Source organism: Geodermatophilus sp. SYSU D00703, assembly GCF_054050155.1.
The window spans coordinates 161,629-179,951 of the sequence record NZ_JBJGYU010000003.1 but is presented as its reverse complement, the minus strand read 5'-3'; the positions used below and the strand labels follow the sequence as shown (position 1 = coordinate 179,951).

Annotated in this window: 14 protein-coding genes and 1 pseudogene; 2 read left to right on the top strand and 13 right to left on the bottom strand. The window is 74.0% G+C overall.

Annotated features, from left to right (window positions below):
• Positions 1–47: 47 nt before the first annotated feature.
• Positions 48–605: a hypothetical protein gene (locus ACI782_RS05945; RefSeq protein ID WP_456907079.1), complete on the top strand. Its 558-nt coding sequence runs from the start codon at positions 48–50 to the stop codon at positions 603–605.
• Between the two features lie 249 nt (positions 606–854).
• Here ACI782_RS05945 and ACI782_RS05940 read toward each other — a convergent pair whose 3' ends face one another.
• The 6 genes and pseudogenes from ACI782_RS05940 to ACI782_RS05915 form a co-directional block, all read right to left on the bottom strand.
• On the bottom strand, positions 855–3,311 hold the full coding sequence (locus ACI782_RS05940) for a xanthine dehydrogenase family protein molybdopterin-binding subunit (protein ID WP_456907077.1): 2,457 nt from the start codon (positions 3,309–3,311) through the stop codon (positions 855–857).
• Positions 3,308–3,826, bottom strand: coding sequence for a (2Fe-2S)-binding protein (locus tag ACI782_RS05935; protein ID WP_456907075.1), 519 nt, complete (start codon positions 3,824–3,826; stop codon positions 3,308–3,310). Before ACI782_RS05935 ends, ACI782_RS05940 begins: the two co-directional genes overlap by 4 nt.
• Complete coding sequence (locus ACI782_RS05930) at positions 3,819–4,706, bottom strand: FAD binding domain-containing protein (RefSeq protein ID WP_456907073.1); 888 nt, start codon at positions 4,704–4,706, stop codon at positions 3,819–3,821. Before ACI782_RS05930 ends, ACI782_RS05935 begins: the two co-directional genes overlap by 8 nt.
• 769 nt (positions 4,707–5,475) lie before the next feature.
• Positions 5,476–5,816, bottom strand: a pseudogene (locus ACI782_RS05925) (DUF3500 domain-containing protein); the annotation flags it as partial.
• Between the two features lie 517 nt (positions 5,817–6,333).
• The gene (locus ACI782_RS05920) at positions 6,334–7,458 is read right to left on the bottom strand and encodes an integrase core domain-containing protein (protein WP_456907071.1); all 1,125 of its coding nucleotides are present in this window, start codon (positions 7,456–7,458) and stop codon (positions 6,334–6,336) included.
• Between the two features lie 752 nt (positions 7,459–8,210).
• A complete protein-coding gene (locus ACI782_RS05915) occupies positions 8,211–8,690 on the bottom strand; it encodes a tyrosine-type recombinase/integrase (protein WP_456907068.1) in 480 nt (159 codons plus the stop codon).
• A 241-nt stretch (positions 8,691–8,931) separates the two neighbouring features.
• Between ACI782_RS05915 and ACI782_RS05910 the strand changes: the two genes are divergently transcribed.
• Positions 8,932–9,057, top strand: coding sequence for a hypothetical protein (locus tag ACI782_RS05910; protein WP_456907066.1), 126 nt, complete (start codon positions 8,932–8,934; stop codon positions 9,055–9,057).
• Here ACI782_RS05910 and ACI782_RS05905 read toward each other — a convergent pair.
• The 7 genes from ACI782_RS05905 to ACI782_RS05875 are packed head-to-tail and all read right to left on the bottom strand — an operon-like array spanning position 9,054 to position 15,351.
• Positions 9,054–9,593, bottom strand: coding sequence for a phage tail protein I (locus ACI782_RS05905; RefSeq protein ID WP_456907064.1), 540 nt, complete (start codon positions 9,591–9,593; stop codon positions 9,054–9,056). The two genes, ACI782_RS05910 and ACI782_RS05905, sit on opposite strands and share 4 nt — an antisense overlap.
• Positions 9,590–11,542, bottom strand: coding sequence for a putative baseplate assembly protein (locus ACI782_RS05900; protein ID WP_456907062.1), 1,953 nt, complete (start codon positions 11,540–11,542; stop codon positions 9,590–9,592). Before ACI782_RS05900 ends, ACI782_RS05905 begins: the two co-directional genes overlap by 4 nt.
• Positions 11,543–11,992, bottom strand: a complete 450-nt coding sequence (locus ACI782_RS05895; protein ID WP_456907060.1) for a GPW/gp25 family protein — start codon at positions 11,990–11,992, stop codon at positions 11,543–11,545.
• Between the two features lie 3 nt (positions 11,993–11,995).
• Positions 11,996–12,277, bottom strand: coding sequence for a PAAR domain-containing protein (locus ACI782_RS05890; protein WP_456907058.1), 282 nt, complete (start codon positions 12,275–12,277; stop codon positions 11,996–11,998).
• Between the two features lie 17 nt (positions 12,278–12,294).
• Positions 12,295–14,109 (bottom strand): VgrG-related protein, encoded by a 1,815-nt coding sequence (locus tag ACI782_RS05885; protein WP_456907056.1) that lies wholly within the window; start codon positions 14,107–14,109, stop codon positions 12,295–12,297.
• 4 nt (positions 14,110–14,113) lie between these two features.
• On the bottom strand, positions 14,114–14,878 hold the full coding sequence (locus tag ACI782_RS05880) for a CIS tube protein (RefSeq protein ID WP_456907054.1): 765 nt from the start codon (positions 14,876–14,878) through the stop codon (positions 14,114–14,116).
• On the bottom strand, positions 14,878–15,351 hold the full coding sequence (locus ACI782_RS05875) for a phage tail protein (RefSeq protein WP_456907052.1): 474 nt from the start codon (positions 15,349–15,351) through the stop codon (positions 14,878–14,880). The genes ACI782_RS05880 and ACI782_RS05875 overlap by 1 nt, the downstream gene beginning before the upstream one ends.
• Between the last annotated feature and the right edge of the window lie 2,972 nt (positions 15,352–18,323).

Below are 18,323 nucleotides of genomic sequence, written 5' to 3'. Positions count from 1 at the left end.
CCTCGGGCACCGCCGGCGGTGCAGACCTCCCTCACGTCCGTCGAGACGTGGACCGAGCGGCGCTCCTGGGCACGGCCCTCGCCGCGGTCGTAGCGCTCAGCTTCAGCGGCGAGGGCGCATGGGACTGGCTGGGCGCAATGGCCGGGATCGGACTGCTCGCGGTGCTGGCGGCGTTCTTCCGCCTGCCTGCAGGCGGGGGCCTCACACCGGGGCTCCGGGGCGAGCTCGCGGCTCTCTCGGTGGTGGCCGCCCTCGCGGCCACACTCGTCATCGCGCCCCTCCTGCAGGCCGTCCTGGCCGCGACGACCGACGCCGGGCGCACGTGCCGCGCCAGCGCGGCGGTAGCGGCCGGTGCGCTCGAGAGCGATGGAACCCGGCAGCGCGGCGCCGAACTGGCCGCCTCCAGGGGAGATTCCGGCGTAGCGACCGCGGCGGACGCCCTGACGCGCGCCGCTCAGGACGAGCGGCGCACGGTACTGGGTGACTGCATCGGTGCGGTGACCTCAGGCTGGCTGTGGGCGCCGGCCGCAGGCATGGCCGCGGTCGGCTACGCGTGTGCGTGGTGGCTGGTGCGGCGACGGCATGGCCGCGCGCGCCGGGACTGAGGCCGCCACCGTACGGATCCGCGGGTGCCCGGACAGGCCCGAGCGTGGGGATCGCGCCCCCGCTGTCAGTGCCCGGGCAGGTGGCCTCCGGTCAGCGCCGTTCTTCCCGAACCCCCTGGAGTCCCGGAGTTCCCGGCGGGGTCAGCCGGCCGGCGCTCCGGCATCGATGGCGCGCTGCGGCATGCGGCGGCCCAGGTCGGGCTCGGTGACGAAGCGCACCTCGTCACCGATACCAGCAGCCTCGGGCCCTCACCCGGTGCGGTCCGCCGGCCCCGTCCGGCCGGCCGCCGCGAGCAGGCCGACGACCCGCTCGGGGGTCATCGGGAGCTCGTCGACCCACACCCCGAACGGGGACAGGGCGTCGTTGATCGCGCTGGCCATCGCCGTCGGCGCGATCAGCCGGCCCCCCTCGCCGGCGCCCTTGACGCCGTACTCGGTCCAGGGTGACGGGGTCTGCTCGTGCACCACGTGCATGGGCGGCGCCTCGTTCATCGACGGGATGAGGTACTCCCGGAAGGTCGGCGTGCCGAGGCGCCCGTCCGCGTCGTAGACGTACTCCTCCATCGTCGCCGCACCGATGCCCTGGACGATGCCGCCCATGACCTGACCCTCGACGAGCTTGGGGTTCATCACGGTGCCGCAGTCGTTGACCGCGTAGTACTGCAGGACCTCCACGGAGCCCGTGTCGGGGTCGACCTCGACGATCGGGATGTGGCAGCCGTGGCTGACCATCGGGTAGAAGATCCCCATGTCGCTCCGGTCGCTCGCCGGCGGCGTCGAGTGCGGGTGGTCGTAGGTGCAGCTCTCGACCAGGCCGCTGGACTCGGCCTCCGGGTTGTCGTGCTTGAACAGGTGGGCCCGCATCGCGACCGCCGCCATGCCGACCTCGCTGCCGGGCACGCCGCGGACCCGGAAGGTGCCGTCGATGCACTCGACGTCGTCGGGGTCCGACTCCATCATGTGCGCCGCGATCCGTGTCATCTTCTCCTTGATCCGCCGCGCGGCCGTGCGGGAGGCCCCGGACAGCATGATGGTCAGCCGGCTGCCGCCGGGGCCCGCCGACAACCTCCCGGAGGTGGAGTCGGCGTAGACGACCGTCACGTCGTCCGGCTGCACGCCGAACTCCTCGGCGACGACCTGGCCGACGACCGTCTCCGGGCTGTTGCCCCACAGCGGGCAGCCGACCTCGACCCGGATGCCGCCCGTGGCGTCGACGTCGAGCTTCACCGACTCCGGGGTGCTCGTCGCGCCGAGCGGGGGCTGGTCGTAGAGGAACCACCACTCGCTGGCGTTGTACCCGCTGCGCTCCTGGCAGCTGGCCAGACCCACGCCGATGTAGCGGCCCTCCTCCTTCCGCAGCCGCTCCTTCTCGCGCATCCAGAAGTCGTAGTCGGAGACCTCGAGCGCGCGCGTGAGCACCCGGTCGTAGTTGCCCGAGTCGTACTCGTTGCCGGTCGGGATCTTGTACGGGAAGTCCTCGGGCCGGATGAAGTTCTGCCGCCGGATCTGCACCCGGTCGATGCCCAGTTCGAGGGCGGCCGCGTCCACGAGCCGCTCGAGGACGAAGTTGCCCGGGTCCGCCCCTGCGCCGCGGAAGAAGCCCTGCTGGACCTTGTTGGTCAGCACGCAGGAGACGTCGTAGCCCAGGGCCGGGATCGTGTAGGGGCCGGTGGGCTGGGCCATGGCGTTGCCGTGCTGGCCGTGGGCGAACTGGAAGTACGCGCCGTAGTCGTCGACGATCGTCAGCCGCAGGCCGAGGAAGGTGCCGTCCTCGGCGACCGCCAGCTCGCCGTCGTAGATGCGGTCGCAGCCGACGTTGTCGTTGGCGGCCAGGCAGTCGATGCGGTCCTCGAGGAACTGGACCGGTCGCCCGGTCGCCTTGCCGAGGCTCCCGGCGATGGAGATGACCTTGGTCAGCAGGTGCTTGCTGCCGAAGCTGCCACCGACGGTGCACGGGATGAGCCGGAGCCTGCTGGTCGGCACCCCGAGCATGCCGGCGAACGCCCACGGCAGGAAGTTGTGGAAGTTGGTGTTGGACCACACCGTCATCTCGCCGGTGTAGGGCTCGAAGGAGCACACGGCACCGGCGGTTTCGATCGGCTGGGCGCCCATGCGGTGCCACCGCGCGCGCCGGCGGATCACCCGGTGCGCGCCGGCGAAGGCACCGTCCACGTCGCCGAAGTCGATCGCCCGGTGGAAGACGACGTTGCTGTCGAGCGTGTCGTGCACCCGGGGGGCCCCGGGGGCCATGGCGGCCACGGGATCCACGACGGGATCGAGCAGCTCGTACCGGACGTCGATCAGCGCGAGGGCGTCCTCGGCGATGTAGCGGCTCTCGGCCGCGACGGCCGCGACGGCCTCGCCCGGGAAGCGCACCTTCTCCACGGCGATCGCGTGCTGGGGGACCTGCTCGGCGCAGAACGCCGTCATCGGGCCGACGTGCTGCTGGGCCTCCTCGCCGGTCAGCACGGCGAACACGCCGGGGAGGGCGCGGGCGCGGGAGGTGTCGATGGAGACGATCCGCGCGTGGGCGTGCGGGCTGCGCAGGACCGCGGCGTGCAGCATCCCGGGGACGACGACGTCGGCGACGTACGTCGCGCGCCCGGTGAGCAGCTTCCGGTCCTCCTTGCGGGGAACGCTGCGCCCGACCCACCGGTGGTTCCGGTCGCCGGTGGTGGGGTCGGTGACGTCCTCGGTGGCGGTCATGCCCGGACCTCCTGCTGCGGCGCCGCGTACGTGTGGGCCTGGCTGATGAGCTCTCCGGCGCGGCACACCGACTCGACGATGTTCTGGTAGCCGGTGCAGCGGCACAGGTTGCCCGACATCGCGAGGCGCACGTCCTCGGGCCCGGGCGTCGGGTTGCCGGCGAGCAGTTCGGTGGCGGCCATGAGCATCCCAGGTGTGCAGAAGCCGCACTGCAGCCCGTGGCGCTCGCTGAACGCCTGCTGGAGGGGGTGCAGCGTGCCGTCGGCCCGCGCGAGCGATTCGACGGTCTGCACGCTGCGGCCGTTCGCCTGCACGGCGAAGAACAGGCAGGCCCGGGTGCTCTGCCCGTCGACCAGAACCGTGCACGAGCCGCAGACGCCCTGCTCGCACCCGACGTGGGTGCCCTTCAGCCCCAGCGTGTCGCGGAGGAAGTCGGTCAGCAGGGTGCGCGGCTCCACCAGGGCCTCCTGCTCGGCCCCGTTGACCGTGAGGGTGAGGTGGACCTTCTCAGGCATCCGTCTGTTCTCCGTCGGCTCGGGCGATGGCTCGGGTCAGGGCGCGCTTCGTGAGGGCGACCGCGAGGTGCCTGCGGAACGCGGCCGAACCGTGGCAGTCGCTCACCGGGGAGAGGTCGGCGGCGGCGAGGTCCGCGGCCCCCGCGATGGTGTCCGCCGAGGGCTGGGCGTTGTTCAGCGCGGCCTCGGCCCGGCGGGCGCGGACCGGCCGCTCGGCGACCGAGCCCAGCGCGATGCGGACGTCGGACAGGTGGCCGGACGGGTCGAGCGCCACCGTGACGGCGACGCCGCACACGGGCAGCTCGCCGTGGCGGCGGGACAGCTCGAGGAAGGCCGATCCGGTGCGGGTCCCGGCCGACACCGGGACGCGGACCTCGACGGCGAACTCGTCCGGTTCCAGGCTGGTCTCGTGAGCGGCGACGAAGAAGTCCTCCGCCGCGATGACGCGCTCACCGCGGGCGCTCCGGGCGACGACCTCCCCGTCGAGCGCCAGCAGCGCCGTGGGCAGCTCCGCGGCCGGATCGGCGAAGCACACACTCCCGACCACGGTGCCGCGCGCGCGCACGGAGGGGTGGGCCACCAGCGCTCCGGCCTCGGCGAGGAGGGGCACTGCGGCGCGGACCGTGTCCGACAGCTCCGAGGCCCGCTGCCGCGTCAGGGCGCCGATCACGACGGTGCCGTCGCGGCGGTCGATGCGGTCCAGCTCCTCGACCCCGTCGATGTCGACGAGCAGCGAGGGCTCGGCGAGCCGGGTGTTCATCAGGCGGATGAGGCTCTGGCCGCCGGCGAGGATCCGGGCGTCCGGCCCGTGCTCCGCGAACTGCTCGACCACCTCGTCCGTCGTCCTCGCGGCGAGGTATCGGAACGGTGCGGGTTTCATCGCTGTCTCCGAGAGGTGCGGGCGGACGGCGTCCCGGCCGGGTGCCAGCGCGCCGGACGTCGTCCGCCGTACCCGTCTCGTGGCGACGGCGGGCGCGACGGCTGTCGGCTCCGGAAACGACGCGGCCACCTGCGGTTCGTGTCGCGAGGGTGACCTGGATCACTTGCGGGCCACGACCCTCCACGAGCAGCCACCCCGTGTCAACGGGCTCGGACGTCCCCACCCAAGGTGTCGAACGGAGCCGGTCCGGATGGACCGAACAGGCCTCCGCGGCGACGAGCGGCGGGCTGCTCAGCCGCTGTGGTGTGCGTGCCGGTGCTCCGCCAGGACGTCCGTGCCGAAGTCCGCCTCGGTCCCACCAGGCAGAGTGCGCGTGGTTGGCGTCGCGGGCGGTGTTGTCCCACTCGGTCAGCAGCCGGGGGCCCCTGGAGGCCGTAGTAGTGCGACTCCCCCGGCTCGAACGACCCGGCCCGGGCCAGGTGCACCTGCTCCAGGTCGACCAGGTCGACCGGAGCGGCCAGCCCGTCGCGGACCCGTCCCCGGTGGGCCGAAAGCAGCGCCGCCGGCAGCTCCCGCTGGCCTGCGTCCAGCGCGCTGCCCGGAGCGCCTCCGCCGCGGCGGTCATGGTCTCGACCCGGTCGCGCAGCCGTGGCTCGGTGACGCGCCCGCTCCAGATGTCGCGCAGCAGGAGCACCTGCTCGCCGTCGGCGACGCGCGGGCGGTTGCCGCCGACGACGTCTGACGGCGGCCGGTCCAGGAGCACGGCCACGTCCCGCAGCCCCCGTGACAGCGAACGCACCAGCTCGCGGGCGAGGTCCTCGACCCGCTCCAGCGGGCGCAGGGTGCCACCGCCCAGGCCGGGGGCAGTCGCCGGCTCGGCGCCGAGGAAGCACGGGGTGACCGAGCGGACCTCGTCGTCGACCACGAGGTTGCTCAGCGAGACGTGGTGCCGCCGAAGACGCGCAGGTAGTACAGCCCCGGGTCGCGGTCACGTTCGCGGCCCCAGTCGACCGTGAAGCCCTCGTGCTGGTCGAGGACGTTCTGCCAGCGCAGGATCGTCGCCACGGTGACGTAGCCGGCCGTCGACAGCCCGCTGGCGAGCGGCTGCATGGCCAGCGACTGCTGGGGCGCCCGCTGCTGGCCGAGCGGCAAGCCCGCCGTGGTCAGTAGGCACGTAGTACCAGAGCAACCGCTTGTCCTCGGTCTGCGCGTCACTCCCCGGTGCCGGTCAGGAGGCCAACGCCCGCTGGTCGTCGTCCAGGGCCGCCAACCAGGTCGCGGCGGCCGCAGCCATGGCGGCGGCCACGTCCCGCGTGGCGGCGCCCGGCCGCCCGGTCGTGTTCATGCCGCCGGACCGTGCGACCGCCAGCCCGCCGACGGGACCTGGTTCAGCTGCCTTCCCCGGGCCGTGGGCCAGGAGGCAGAAGACACCCATCGGCGTGGTCCGACCGAACGGCGGGCCATCGACCGACTTCGGCGCCTGGGCCGACCACTCCTCGGCAGCTCGCTCGCAAGTAGGCGCAAAGCCAGTCATGCGGGCCGTAGCCGTGTGCGTATGTGCCGTGTCGCCCCTCGGACACCACTGCGATGTCGCGGGACACCGTTCACAGGTGTTCCGCGACATCGTTCACGTTCGGGTCTGTGGCTGGTTGTCCCGGGTCGGCGCGAGGGTCAGGTCTCGAGCTAGTCGTCCGCTGGTGCTGAGCACCCGGACGTGCAGGTCGTGGACCAGGACCAGCACCGGTGTGCCAGCGTGACGGCGGCCCAGGCCGATGTGGTGCAGCCGGCTGTTGTGCCGCAGGGTGAGCTTGCCGTTGGTGCCGATCTTGTCGTGGCGGACCCGGAGGTGGCCGGCGATCAGCGGAATGCCGGTGGCGGTGACCTTGGGCCGGTCGGCGTAGGCCTCGGCCGGAGTGCGGCGGCTCAGGGCGCGGTGTGGCCGGACGGTGTTGTAGTAGTCGCGGAAGGCATCGAGTTGCTGCTGCCGCTCGGTGAGGGTGGTGACGCTCGGTTGGCGGGCCAGCCAGTTCTCGAGGGTCTGGTGGAAGCGTTCGACCTTGCCGCGAGTGGCTGAGCACGACGCCGCGAGCGTGCAGGGTGACCTCCGGCGCCACTCGTCCGCCGCCGCGGTAGCGGCCGGTGAACACCGCGCCGTTGTCGCTGGGCACACCGGCCGGATCGCCGTGCTCGGTGGCGATGGCCCGGTAGCCGGCGTCGATCGCGGGGGCGGTGAACACCCCGGCGGCGGTGCGGCCCGGCAGTAGCGGGAGTGGTCGTCGAGCCAGTTGCAGATCTCGGCGTCGGTGCCGTCGGCCAGCGGCCAGTGGCTGATGTCGGTCGGCCACCGCTCGTTGGGTTGCGCGGCCTCGAAGCGGACGTAGCTGCTCTCGGGGCGCTTGTGCGGCTCCGGGGTGACGAAGCCACGGGCGGTGGGGATCCGCCAGATGGTGGAGACCGCAGGGCTCGAGCGGTGCCGGTGGGTCAGGTGGGCGGCGATGGTGGCGGCGCCGGCCTCGTAGCCGTGCCGGTGGAGGTCCTTGCGGATCGCGACGATCTCGTCCTCGACCTCGTCGGCGATCCGGGTCGGGCTACGCAGCGGCCGGCGCGGGCGGGGCTGGAGTCCAGCGTCGCCCTCGGCCAGGTACCGCTGGACGAGAGTGATGACCCAGCGCCGGGAGAAGCCGTAATCCCGGGCGACCTGGCTCTTGCTACGGCCCTCGACCAGCACCGCCGTGACGACCAGCTGCGGCATCCGCCTCGTCCACCCCCACGCTCGACGTGTGAACGATGTCCCGAGACAGCTGTGCACGATGTCCTGAACTCAGACACCCCCTCGGACACCGAGGTGAACCTCACGGCGACTGGCTCGCGTCCTGAGCTACGACTGAAGCAGGACCAGCCGAGGTCTCCAACCGTCCCCCGAGGTGGGCGGTCAGGATGACGACGCGCGCGTGTCTCCTGAGCTGCTGTGACCACAGCAGTCCCGCATGCGCAGACCACGAAGCCCGGGAGTAGGCCCGGTGCTTGGGCGTGCCGGGGGTGTTGAGCTCCTGCCATGCCCTGTACCCGTCCCCGAACTGGTGTTGGTCTGAGAGCATCGAGCATGCGTCGACCCGAGCCTCCGCACCCGAACTCCGGCGTCGGTCTTCCCGGTGTCGACGCGCCCTCTGCGCCGCATCCGTCCTCGCCGACATCGATGTTGCTGCGCGTGGAGCCGGCGACACTCATCATCGAGCCAGGCAGCCGCGCAGTTGCGGTCCTGACCATCCGAAATGCCAGCATGATCGTGCAGGCGTACCGGATTGAGCCCCGAGGGTCAGCACGCGACTGGTGTTCAGTTCAGTACCCAGAGCGTGAGGTCGGCAACGGCTTGCCCCGGGTCGTTGCACTACCGGACGGCGAGGCAGCCGTCCCGACCTGTGGGTCACCGCCGCGTAACGAGCCGTGTGCGCATGTAGCGAGTCGCCCGTCGGACACGGCATCGCCCCCCGGTCTCCCTGCGGGTCAGGAGCCCGGGGCGCTCCCGTGTCGGGGCCTCGGAGGTCCTCGTGATACCACTTTGATACTTCGGCACCCTGGTCGGGCCGCCCTGGTCAGCCGTCGAGCAGTCCGGCGAAGCGGTCGGCAGCCTCGCGAGCCCACACCGGGGTGCACGTGCTGGTAGACGGTCAGCGTGACGGTGGTGCTCACGTGTCCCAGCCGGTCGGAGACGACCTTCACCGGCACGCCGTCAGCCAACCGCAGCGTGGCGTGGGTGTGGCGCAGGTCGTGCAGCCGGATGACCGGCAGCGCCTCCTCCCCCAAGGCTCTGCGTGCCCGCGCGCGAGCTGGGGGCCGATGCTGCAGGAGAACCGGTCGGGATGCCGGTGACGACCGTCGATGCCGCTCAGCACCAGGGCCGGGTCCTTGACGAGATCCGCGGAGACCTCTGTGCGGGCGGCGCGGTAGGCGCGCGGGCCGGCACGGTGCCAGCGTCGGGGTCATCGACCCCGCGACGACATCGGCACTCGATCTACAGCCCAGAGACTGCTACGACGCAGCGCCCCTGCCTCCCGACGGATCCACCGTCCCCATCGGATCTGTCGAGGTGGTGCCCTGCTCGGATGAGCTCACCGGGCAGGTCGTCGCGGATCTCGGATACGCCGGTCAGGCCTACACCGAGGTGGTGGAGACGACAGCTGGTCAAGACTGCCGAGGCGAGTTCCAGGCGAGGCTCCGCGCAGACGTGTTCAGCGACCAGCGTTACCAGCCGGGCCAGGTCTACCCGGATGCCCGGTCCTGGCAGTGGAACCACTCCGTTGCCTGCGTCCTCGTGACCGAGGCGCCCACGACCGGGGCGGCCCTCGTCTAACCGACCGCGAGGACCTCGACCTCGTGCGGGACGTGCGCCGGCTTCACCGCCGCCACCAGAGCGTCCAGCCGTCGGACGTCCACTGTCGCGGGGTCCGGGACCCGCAGGCGGACGACGAGGAAGGGCGCCGCACTGCCCGGCAGGGGGGCGCCGGCCTCGCCGGACCAGTCCGCGCCTCCGGATTCCTGCACCTCGGGGTCGACGCCGAACCAGACGCGCACCGCCTCGCGCAGGCCGCGTGCGGTTCCCCGCCGGCGGTGCAGCCCCGCGGCGGAACGGACGAGGTCCCTCCGTCGCTCCGCTGGCACGTCCTTCGGGTCCACCCCCACCCAGCCGGCGAGCCAGTGCAACAGGTCGAGCGGTGTCGTGGTGGGGTCCAGGTAGGCGGGCAGGCAGTCGAGATCGGCCACCACCGGTGCCAGGACCTCGTCCAACCCGGCGCACATCTCCTGCGTGAACTCGTCGCCCTGGTACAGGCCGGGCAGGGTCCGGCCCAGCGGGAAGGGCGTGGCCAGGTCGGGCACCAGCCCTCTCATGACCGCACCCGGACCTGGTGGTCGTAGGAGTGGACCAGCTCGTCGGCGGCGAGCTCCAACCGCGCCACCGGGTCGCCCCGCTGCCCGGTGCCCGGATCGGCGGGGAAGAGCCGCACCTCGACGTCCTGACCGAGCTCCACTCCAGGGACGGTCCCCAGCACTCCTACCAGCTCGCGGACGTGCAGGGCCCTGCCGAGCGGCCAGCCGGTTCCGTCGGGGCCCCCGCGCACCGGGTCGAGGTAGGCGTAGAGCGCACGGAGCACCCCCGTCCGCACGGTCGATGCCTCGTGGCCCGGCCGGGCGGCCACGCTGACCACCGCCGTGACGGACCGGTACCCGGCCCACTGCACGAGCAGCCGGCTGCCGACGAGCCGGCGCTCGTCGAGGTGCGCGGTGATCGTCTCGAGAAGCCGGGTGTCGGACGGGCGCAGCGCATCGAGCGCCACCCGCCCCAGCTCGTCGGCCTCGGCGTGCGGCACCACCACCAGCCGCACGCCGTACGCCTCGGCCCCCTCCCCCGGCAGGCACTGCACCCGGGCGGCGTCCCGGGCGACCTCACGGGCCAGGTACTCGAAGTCCTCCGCCGTCACCGCCCGGTCGCGGCAGCGCAGCAGCACCGGGGCACGCGCCTTCGCGTCCTCGACCGTCTCCCCGGCCACGCCGCCGACCGCGGCGCGGCGGTTCTCCACCCGGGCCACGTACGGGACGCTCGTCTTGAGCAGCCGCACCTCGCCGCGGGCGACGTTGCCCCGCGGGCCCCCGCCCGCGCGGTACACCGACAGCTGAAGCCGCGCTCCCCTGGGCGGCACCGCCCCGTACCGGCGCAGCGTCCCGTCCGGCTGACGGACCGCCGGCCCCAGCTGGACCTCCCCGTCGACCGGGTCGATCCGGAAGTGGTGATGGTCGGGCCCGGAGAGGGAGAAGTGCGGCACCTGCGTCCACTCCTGCCGGCCGCCGGCGGTGGAGACGTGCAGCACGACGGGCTCGTCCCCCGCCACGACGGGGCGGCGCCGGAGGGGGAACCGCTGGCCGGGTGAGCCGTCGGACTCGCCGAGCTCCTCGTCCCGCACCACCTCTGCGTGCAGCATGCGGGCGGTGCCGCCGATGGTGAAGGCCGAGACCGCCCGGACGAGGGGGGACGCCCTGTAGGTGGGCTGGTCCGGCCGGTGCTCCAGCAGCCGACAGCGCAGCCAGCCGGCGCGCTGCCGTGCCAGCGTCGCCATCTGGTGCCCCCTGGGCACGTGGAGCAGGACGTCGCCAGCCAGGTTGAGACCTCCCGTGCCGTCGCGCTCCACGTCGCAGGGCACCCAGCCGGCTGCCGTCCAGGCCTCCCAGAGCAGCGGCGGATCGCGCGGATCAGGGCCGATTCCCCGGACCTCGCAGTCGAGCCGCAGCACGACCGCGCACGACGGCACGGCGTTGCTGAGACCGATCAGCAACGCGTCCCCGACCACCGGTTCCGCCGCGAAGCAGGCGAAGCCGCGGCCGAGAGCCAGCGCGGCGCTGTGGTCGACCGCCTCCCGACCGGCGAGCGCGGACCCGGCGTGGGCGTAGGAGCAGGGCACGATGTGCAGGTCCTCGGTCGTGGAGAACAGGACCGGATCCGCGACGTCCGTGCGCGGTGTGGCCACCTCGGTCTCCGCGCGGACGAGCACGGCCTGCGGCTGGGCTGCCGAGAGCCAGAACGTGACCTCGCCGCGCGCGGCCGACGGCGGTCGCAGCTCGACGCCGAGCAGCTCCAGGAACTTGAGGTAGTGCCGGTCCGGCACCCGGTTCAGCCGGTAGATCAGCTGGTCGACCATCTGGGCGAACGCCTCGATCAGTGTCACCCCGGGGTCGGAGACGTTGTGGTCGGTCCACGTCGGACAGCGCTGCTGGACCAGCCGCTTGGCGTCGTCCACCAGGTCCTGGAAGGAACGGTCGTCGAGATCGGGAACCGGGAGCACCACTCAGCCCTCCGCAGCGGCCGGAACGCGGCCGTCCGCCCCGCCCGCCGCGGACTCGGCGTGCTCGGGGATGACGTAGAAGGGGAAGACGAGGTTGCGCGGGTCGTTCGTGCCGCGGACGCAGTAGTGGACGTCGACGTAGACCGTCCCCGCATCCACCCGCTCGAACCCGACCCGGACGTCGGTCACCGTGATCCGCGGTTCCCAGCGGGCCAGCGCCGTGCGCACCTCGTAGGCGATCTCCCCCGCGGTCGACGCGTTCGCCGGGCCGAACACGAGGTCCTGGAGCCGGCAGCCGAACTCCGGCCGCATCGGCCGCTCCCCCGGTGCCGTGCCCAGCACCAGCCAGATGGCCTGCTCGACCTCCCGCTCGCGGGTGACGAGGGCGATGCTGCCGGTCGGGTCGGTACCCACGGGGAACGCCCAGCCGGCGCCGATGAACCGCTCAGCCACCGGTCAGCCGCCGATCAGCACGGTCGGTGCGCCGACCACGATCGGGGCCCCGCACACGGCCAGATCCCCCACCCGTGCCGCCGGCCTGCCGCCGATGAGCACGGACGGGCACCCGGGTGGGACCACCGTCGACGGCGGGTGCACGGCCGGCGGGGGGAACGAGCAGGCGTGCGGGGTGCCGACCGTCGCCGCCGGTTTCCCGGCGATGAGGACCGTGGGCACACCCGGCGGCAGCAGGACCCCCGGGTGGCCGGTCGGGTCGCCGACCCGTGCCGCAGGTGGCATGGCTGCCTCCGATCTCGTCAGTTGATGCGCACCAGGGCCGCGCGCACCGAGCACAGCGCGCCGCCCTTGACCTCCGTCTGCGCGCTGCCCTCGAGAGTGGCCGTGGTCCCGGTGAGGGAGAGCGGCCCGCCGGCCGTGACCTCGACCGGTCCACCACCGCCGTCGACCGTCACGCCGCGCTGCGCGGTCAACTCGATCTGGCCGCCTCTGAGCTCCAGCTTCGAGCCGGCGGCGTCGACGACGACGCCCTTCGTCCCCTCGACCAGCACGGTGCCGTCGCCGGCCACGGTGATCGCCGTGCCCGTGGCGTCCAGGACCAGGCGGAGCCCGCCGTCCCCGGTCGAGAGACTGATCCCCTCCGCCCGCCCGTCCTCGTCGAGCAGGTCGATCCGGTGGCCGCGACGGGACACCACCGAACGGCGGTTGACCGCCCCGGAGCCGGGATCGACCAGCCCCACCGCGCCGGGCCTGGGGGTGTCGACGCCGTTGTAGAGACCGCCGAGGACGTAGGGCCGCCGGATGTCTCCCTGCTCGAAGGCCACGAGCACCTCGTCGCCGACCTCGGGGACCACCATCGCGCCGCGGTCCTTGCCGGCCCCCGGCTGCACGGTCCGGGACCAGTCGCTGACGTGGTCGTCGGAGAGCCACGGGAAGGTCAGCCGGACCCGCCCCTGCTGCTGCGGGTCGTTGACGTCGCTGACCTGCGCGATGACGACCCCCGGCGCGGCGGGCGCCGCCGCGCCCCCCGAGGTGAGCCCGTACAGGCTCCGCTCGTGCCGCCCCGTGACGGCGACCGAGGTGGTGTAGCCGCTCGTCGAGTCGTAGAGGTGCCGCGAGGAGGTCACCGTGTACTTCCCGTCGAACGGCACACCGAGGTTGTCCAGAGCGATCGCGGTGCCGGCCCGCAGCTCGGGGTTCCCGCGCGCCACCCCCTCCAGCTCGGCGAACGCCCCGGCGATCTGCTCGGCCAGGGCCCCCGCCGCGGCGTCGACCTCGGACTGCGACCGGTAGGGGACGTCGGTCGCGACGTACACCGGCGCGCCGAAGGCGTCCGCCAGCGCGGTGGGGGTCACGGCCGGCAGCTCGGCGCTGGTCGTCCGCGCGGGCGCGTCCGCGACGAGGGCCCGCTTCGCGGCGACGTCCCAGCCGCGCACCTGGACCTCCTTGACCTGCTCGGCCGCGGTGACCACGGTGCGCAGGCGCAGGAGGTCCGTTCCCATGTGCAGCACCAGCGGGTCGGTCACGGGGCGGCCGCCTGCGTCGGGCGCCTCGGCGGCCGGCCGCGGACGGCGGAAGGAGAACCGGCCGTCCTGCACCACCATCTCGTAGCCGGCCTCCCGGGCCAGGCCGGAGAGGAACCGCCAGTCGGTGACCCCGCCCTGGGTGACGTGGTCGAAGACGGTCGTGGTGGCCTCGATCGTCCCGATCCGCAGCTGGGCGCGCTCGGCGACCTTGCGGGCGATGTCCGAGGCGGTCATCTGGGCGTAGGTCTCGGTGCGCCGGCCGCGGAACAGCCGGTGGGCGTGGTCGTAGCCGCGGACGACGGTGAACGTACCGCCGCTGTCGAACTCCGCCTCCAGCGCGGTGACCTCCCCGGTGACCATCGGCCGCGGGCCCTGGCTGCCGCTGGAGACGATCGAGATCCGCACGGTCGCACCCACCGCGACGCCGGTCTTGGGGATCACCACCCGGTCGGGGTCACGGAAGCGCAGGACGAACAGATCGGGCAGGTGCAGCGAGTCGTCCACGTAGGCCGACGACAGCAGCTGCTCGACGTCCGAGGGCAGCGGCGTGCCGTCCACCTCGACGAGGAAGCCGTTGCTGATCTCCACGGGGTCACCGCCCGCCCGGCAGGAGGTCCTCGGGCGCGGGGACCAGCAGCTCGGCGCCCACGCGCAGCCGCATCGGATCGTCGATGCCGTTGTACTCGGCCAGGGCACGCCACATGCCGGGGTCGCCGTACTCCCGCCAGGCGACGGAGGCGAGGCTGTCGCCGGCGACGACCGTGTGGCGCCGGCGGGTCGCCAGCGCCCCGGACGTCGGGTTCTGGCCCTCCAGGTCACCGGCCAGCTCCTCGAGGGAGACGCTGCAGGTGGCCCGCAGGGGGGTGCCCTCGGAGTCGAACAGCGTGTACTTGGCGCTGACCTGGGTCACGAACGCCGGGAAGCCGACGATCTGGCCCCAGTGGAAGACCACCAGCGGAGGGCAGGCCCGCTTCTGCCCACGGCTCTCCTCGGTGGGGATGCAGCAGCCCAGGAGGCGCTCCACGTTGCCGACGACGCTGCCGTCCCGGGTCTCGGCCTCGTCGAAGAACATCTCCAGCGAGAGCTTGGAGGGCTCGGCTCCGGCGAACTCGACCGGCCCGGCGGTGCTCGCCCCGCGGGCCGGCTTGCGCTCCCACTTCGCCGACTTCGTCAGCGACAGCTCCTTGGGGTTGAACTGGAACTTGATGGCCTCCCGCTCGGCCCCTAGCGCGTCCTTCCCGCTCCCGCCGGGCTTGGGGTCGTGCAACTGCAGCTTGGCGTGCTCGAGCTGCGGTCGGGTTCCGTGGCCCGGGGCCGGCGCCCTCATCCCGGGGTGCAGCGCGACGACGGTGGCCATCACGCCCCCTCGGGGAGGAACCCGTGGTGGGCGATCTCCAGGGTCTCGGTCGCGACCTTGGGCGAGTCGACGCTGAGGCTGGGCCCGGTCCAGCGCACCGGGATGACGCCGGTGAGCGACCACGAGGCGATGACCTGCCGTTCGGCGTTCATCGCCGAGATGGTGGCGGTCCGGCGTTCCATGCCGTTGACCAGCGAGGCGAACCAGGCGGTCAGCTTGGTGGTGTCCTTGCCGACCGGCCTGGTGAGCTTGACGTTCGAGTACTTGAGCCGGGTCGGCAGCTGCCACACGAAGCCGTTGTTGCCGCCCTCCTCGCGCTGCTCGACGACCACCTCGCAGCCCAGGCCCTCGCAGCTGATGAAGGTGCCCAGATCCACCTCACCGCTGTCGGAGTTGCCTCCAGCAGGGTCGATCTTCACGGCGAAGCAGACGCTCACGGCGGGATCGGTGTCGGCGTGGGTGTCGGCGGTCACGGTTCCTCCTCGGCTCCGCCGTCAGTGGCGCAGGTCGGTGATGACGCCGGCCCGCTCGCGGTCGAGCCGCAGCTCGGCCCGGATCCGGGCCGACAGCGGGTCGAACAGGCGGCGGGCCAGCTCGTCGAGGTCGGTCGGCAAGGCGCCTGCGGGAGCCGGCGGCGTGGTGGGGGGCGCGGCAGGCGCCGGTGCTGTGGCAGGCGCGCCTCCGTCCGGGGCGGCGTCCCCGGCGGGGGCGGTGTCACCGGCCGGGGCGTCCTGGCGCTGGACCACCGCGTCATCGGCCGAGGGCACCAGGTGTCGCACCGGGACGGCGCCTCGGTCGCCGTCGTCCCCCGGCGCTCGCTGGAGGGCGGTGGCCTGAGCCGTGGGGAGCGGGCAGGGGGCCGCGGTCCCGTGCCGGGCGGCGGGTGGGAGGAACGCCACCGACCCGTCCGCCTCCCGGACGGCGAGGCCCCTCGCGACCGCCACCGCGCCCGGGTCGGCTTCGCGCTGCGCGACCGGGCCTTCCGCTGGCACGGCGACGGGCTCGCGCACGAGAGACCCCGCGTACCCGTCCGCGTCCGGCCCGACGAGCACGTCACGATCGGCACACCGAGGCGGTGCGGTTCCCCCCGGGACGGCGCGCTGCACGGCCGGTTCCGCGACCGGCCCTGCCATCGGCACCACGACGGGTTCGCCCGCGACCGATCCGACGGACCCGTCCCGGACCGGCCCACGGCGCACTTGGCCGTCCGGCCCGACGGAGCGGGGAGCCGGGAACGGCGGGACTCGCACGGGGACCTCACGCTGCAGGGCGACGTCGGCGCCCGGTGACTGCCCTCGCGGCGCTCCCCTCCGTGGGGACGGCGGAGGTGTCGCCCGTCCGGGCACCGAGTCCGACTCGCCCTGGCTCCGCGCGGTCGGGTCCGCTCGCCGCTGCATCGCGGGAGCGGCCGAGCCGGGCAGCAGAGCGCCGATCACCGGACGCGCGCCCAGCAGCGGGGCGAGCCGGAGCGCTGGAGCCGCCGCGGGGGCGGTGTGGCCCCCGTCGGCGAACGCCGGATCCGGAGGCCCGTCCACCGAAGCGGCGGGGTCGGGTACCGACGAGGGCCCTTCGGTCCCGTCTCCTCGCTCATGCTGAAGGGGCGGCGGGGCCGGGCTGAGCGGGTCCTGCTTCTCCATCGCCCGCATCGGCCCGGGCGCGGTCGTCTCTCCGGCGTGGTCGGCACCCGTGGGCTGCGGCATCTCAACGGGTTCGGCCGCGGCAGCCAGGGACGGCGGAGCCGGCTGCGGCGGACCCGGCCGACCGGGAGTGAGTGGCTGTTCGGTGTGCCGCAGTACCGCGGGTCGTGCCGACTGTGGCGGGCGGGCGGCGCCGGCCGCCGCAGGTCGCTCGTCCGCTGCCGGGGAGTCCGCGTCGAACCACTGCACCGAGCCGCCTGCCGGCATCCCCTCCTCCAACGCCCCCTGCTGCAGGGGCGCGCCGAGCCCGCGTCGCAGCGCGCTGCCGCCGACGGCTCGCTGGACGGCGAGCTGCACCACCGGTGTGTGCAGGTTCGCGCTGCCGCCGAGGGAACGTGGGGGCTCTACGGGTGCGCCACCCGGTCCGGGGGACAACTCGGGCCCGCGGGCCGGATGGGTGGCAGCGTCGTGCTCCGGTCGGGGCGGAGGGAGTGCCTTCGGGTACGAGATCTCCCCGCCGGCCGCTGAGGACAGCACCGGCCCCGCCGGAGCGCTGCCCGCCCCGGGGGGCGCCAGCGGGCCGAGCACGGATTCCGGTGGCGCGACCAGCCGCTGCAGGTCGACCGGTCCGGGGATCGGGGTACCCATGCGCCATCGGCTCGGTCGTGTCGTGGCGGGCGGGGGTTCCGGTGCTGGGTGGGTGGCGAGCGGAGTCGGTTCCGCGGCGGCGGGGCTCGACGGCGCTTCCTGCCGCTGCGCGACCACCGGGAGCGCGGGAAGTGCCGGCTCGGGGGGGTCGGAACCGGGGATCTCGGGGGCCGGCCCGCCCGCATCGTCCGTCGGGGCACCCGCCACGGCCTGACCGGGAACCGGGAGCTCGGGGACGACCTCGTCCGCATCGTCCGCTGGGGCACCGTCGGCGGCCTCGCCGGGCACCGGCAGCTCGGGGGCGGAGGTGTCCATGGTCGGCGACTCCGGCTGCCCGGTGCCGGCGGTGGGGAGGGCCGAGGCTGACGACGTCACCGCCGGCGTGCGTGGGGACGGGCCGGAGTCCGTCGCCGCCGGGGGCTCGGCGGGACTGCGCCGGACGGTCCCGTGCGGCGTGCCGCCGGCGACCGGCGGCGGGGCCGCGCCCCCGTCCGAGGCCCCCTCGCCGGGACGAGCCCTGCCGCCGGTGTCGGCGACGAGGTTCGTGCCGACGGACCCGGGATCACCGTGCCCGCCCGGTCGTGGCCCCGTCCCCTGCCCCGGCGGTCGGGAGGAGACCTCGCGCTGGACGGCGACGGCGACGGCGGGCCGGACCGGCAGCGGCAGGGCCACGGGTGCCGCCGCGGTGAGCGGTGGTGCGGCCTGGGCCGTCCCCGCCGGGACCGACGGGGGCGCCCACACCGGGGTGTCAGCCGCGACGGGGTCCGGGGTGGTCACCGGGGTCTCCTGCGGCGGGGAGGGGGTCGTCGCGAGAGTGCTCCACCGGAACCGCGCCGGGCCCCGCCGCGGAGACGGCCGCCGCGACACGAGCGGCAGGTCGGGGCCGTCGCGCTGGACCACGGCGCCGGCCGCGGGCCGCAGCAGGCCGTCAGCCTGGCCGCTGGGACCGTCGGGGTCGACGACGTGCCCGAGTGGCGCGACGAAACGGGGATCGGCCCACGTGCTCAGCGCCGCGGTCAGCCGGGTGATGGGAGCGGTGACCGGCATCGGCGCGACCGTCCGCTGGACCGGTGCGACGAGGCGCCAGCCCCCCGTCGCACCGGGAGCGGGTGCCGCCGGGCCGGTCGGGCGGGCCGGCTTGCGCCAGGGCGACCAGGCCG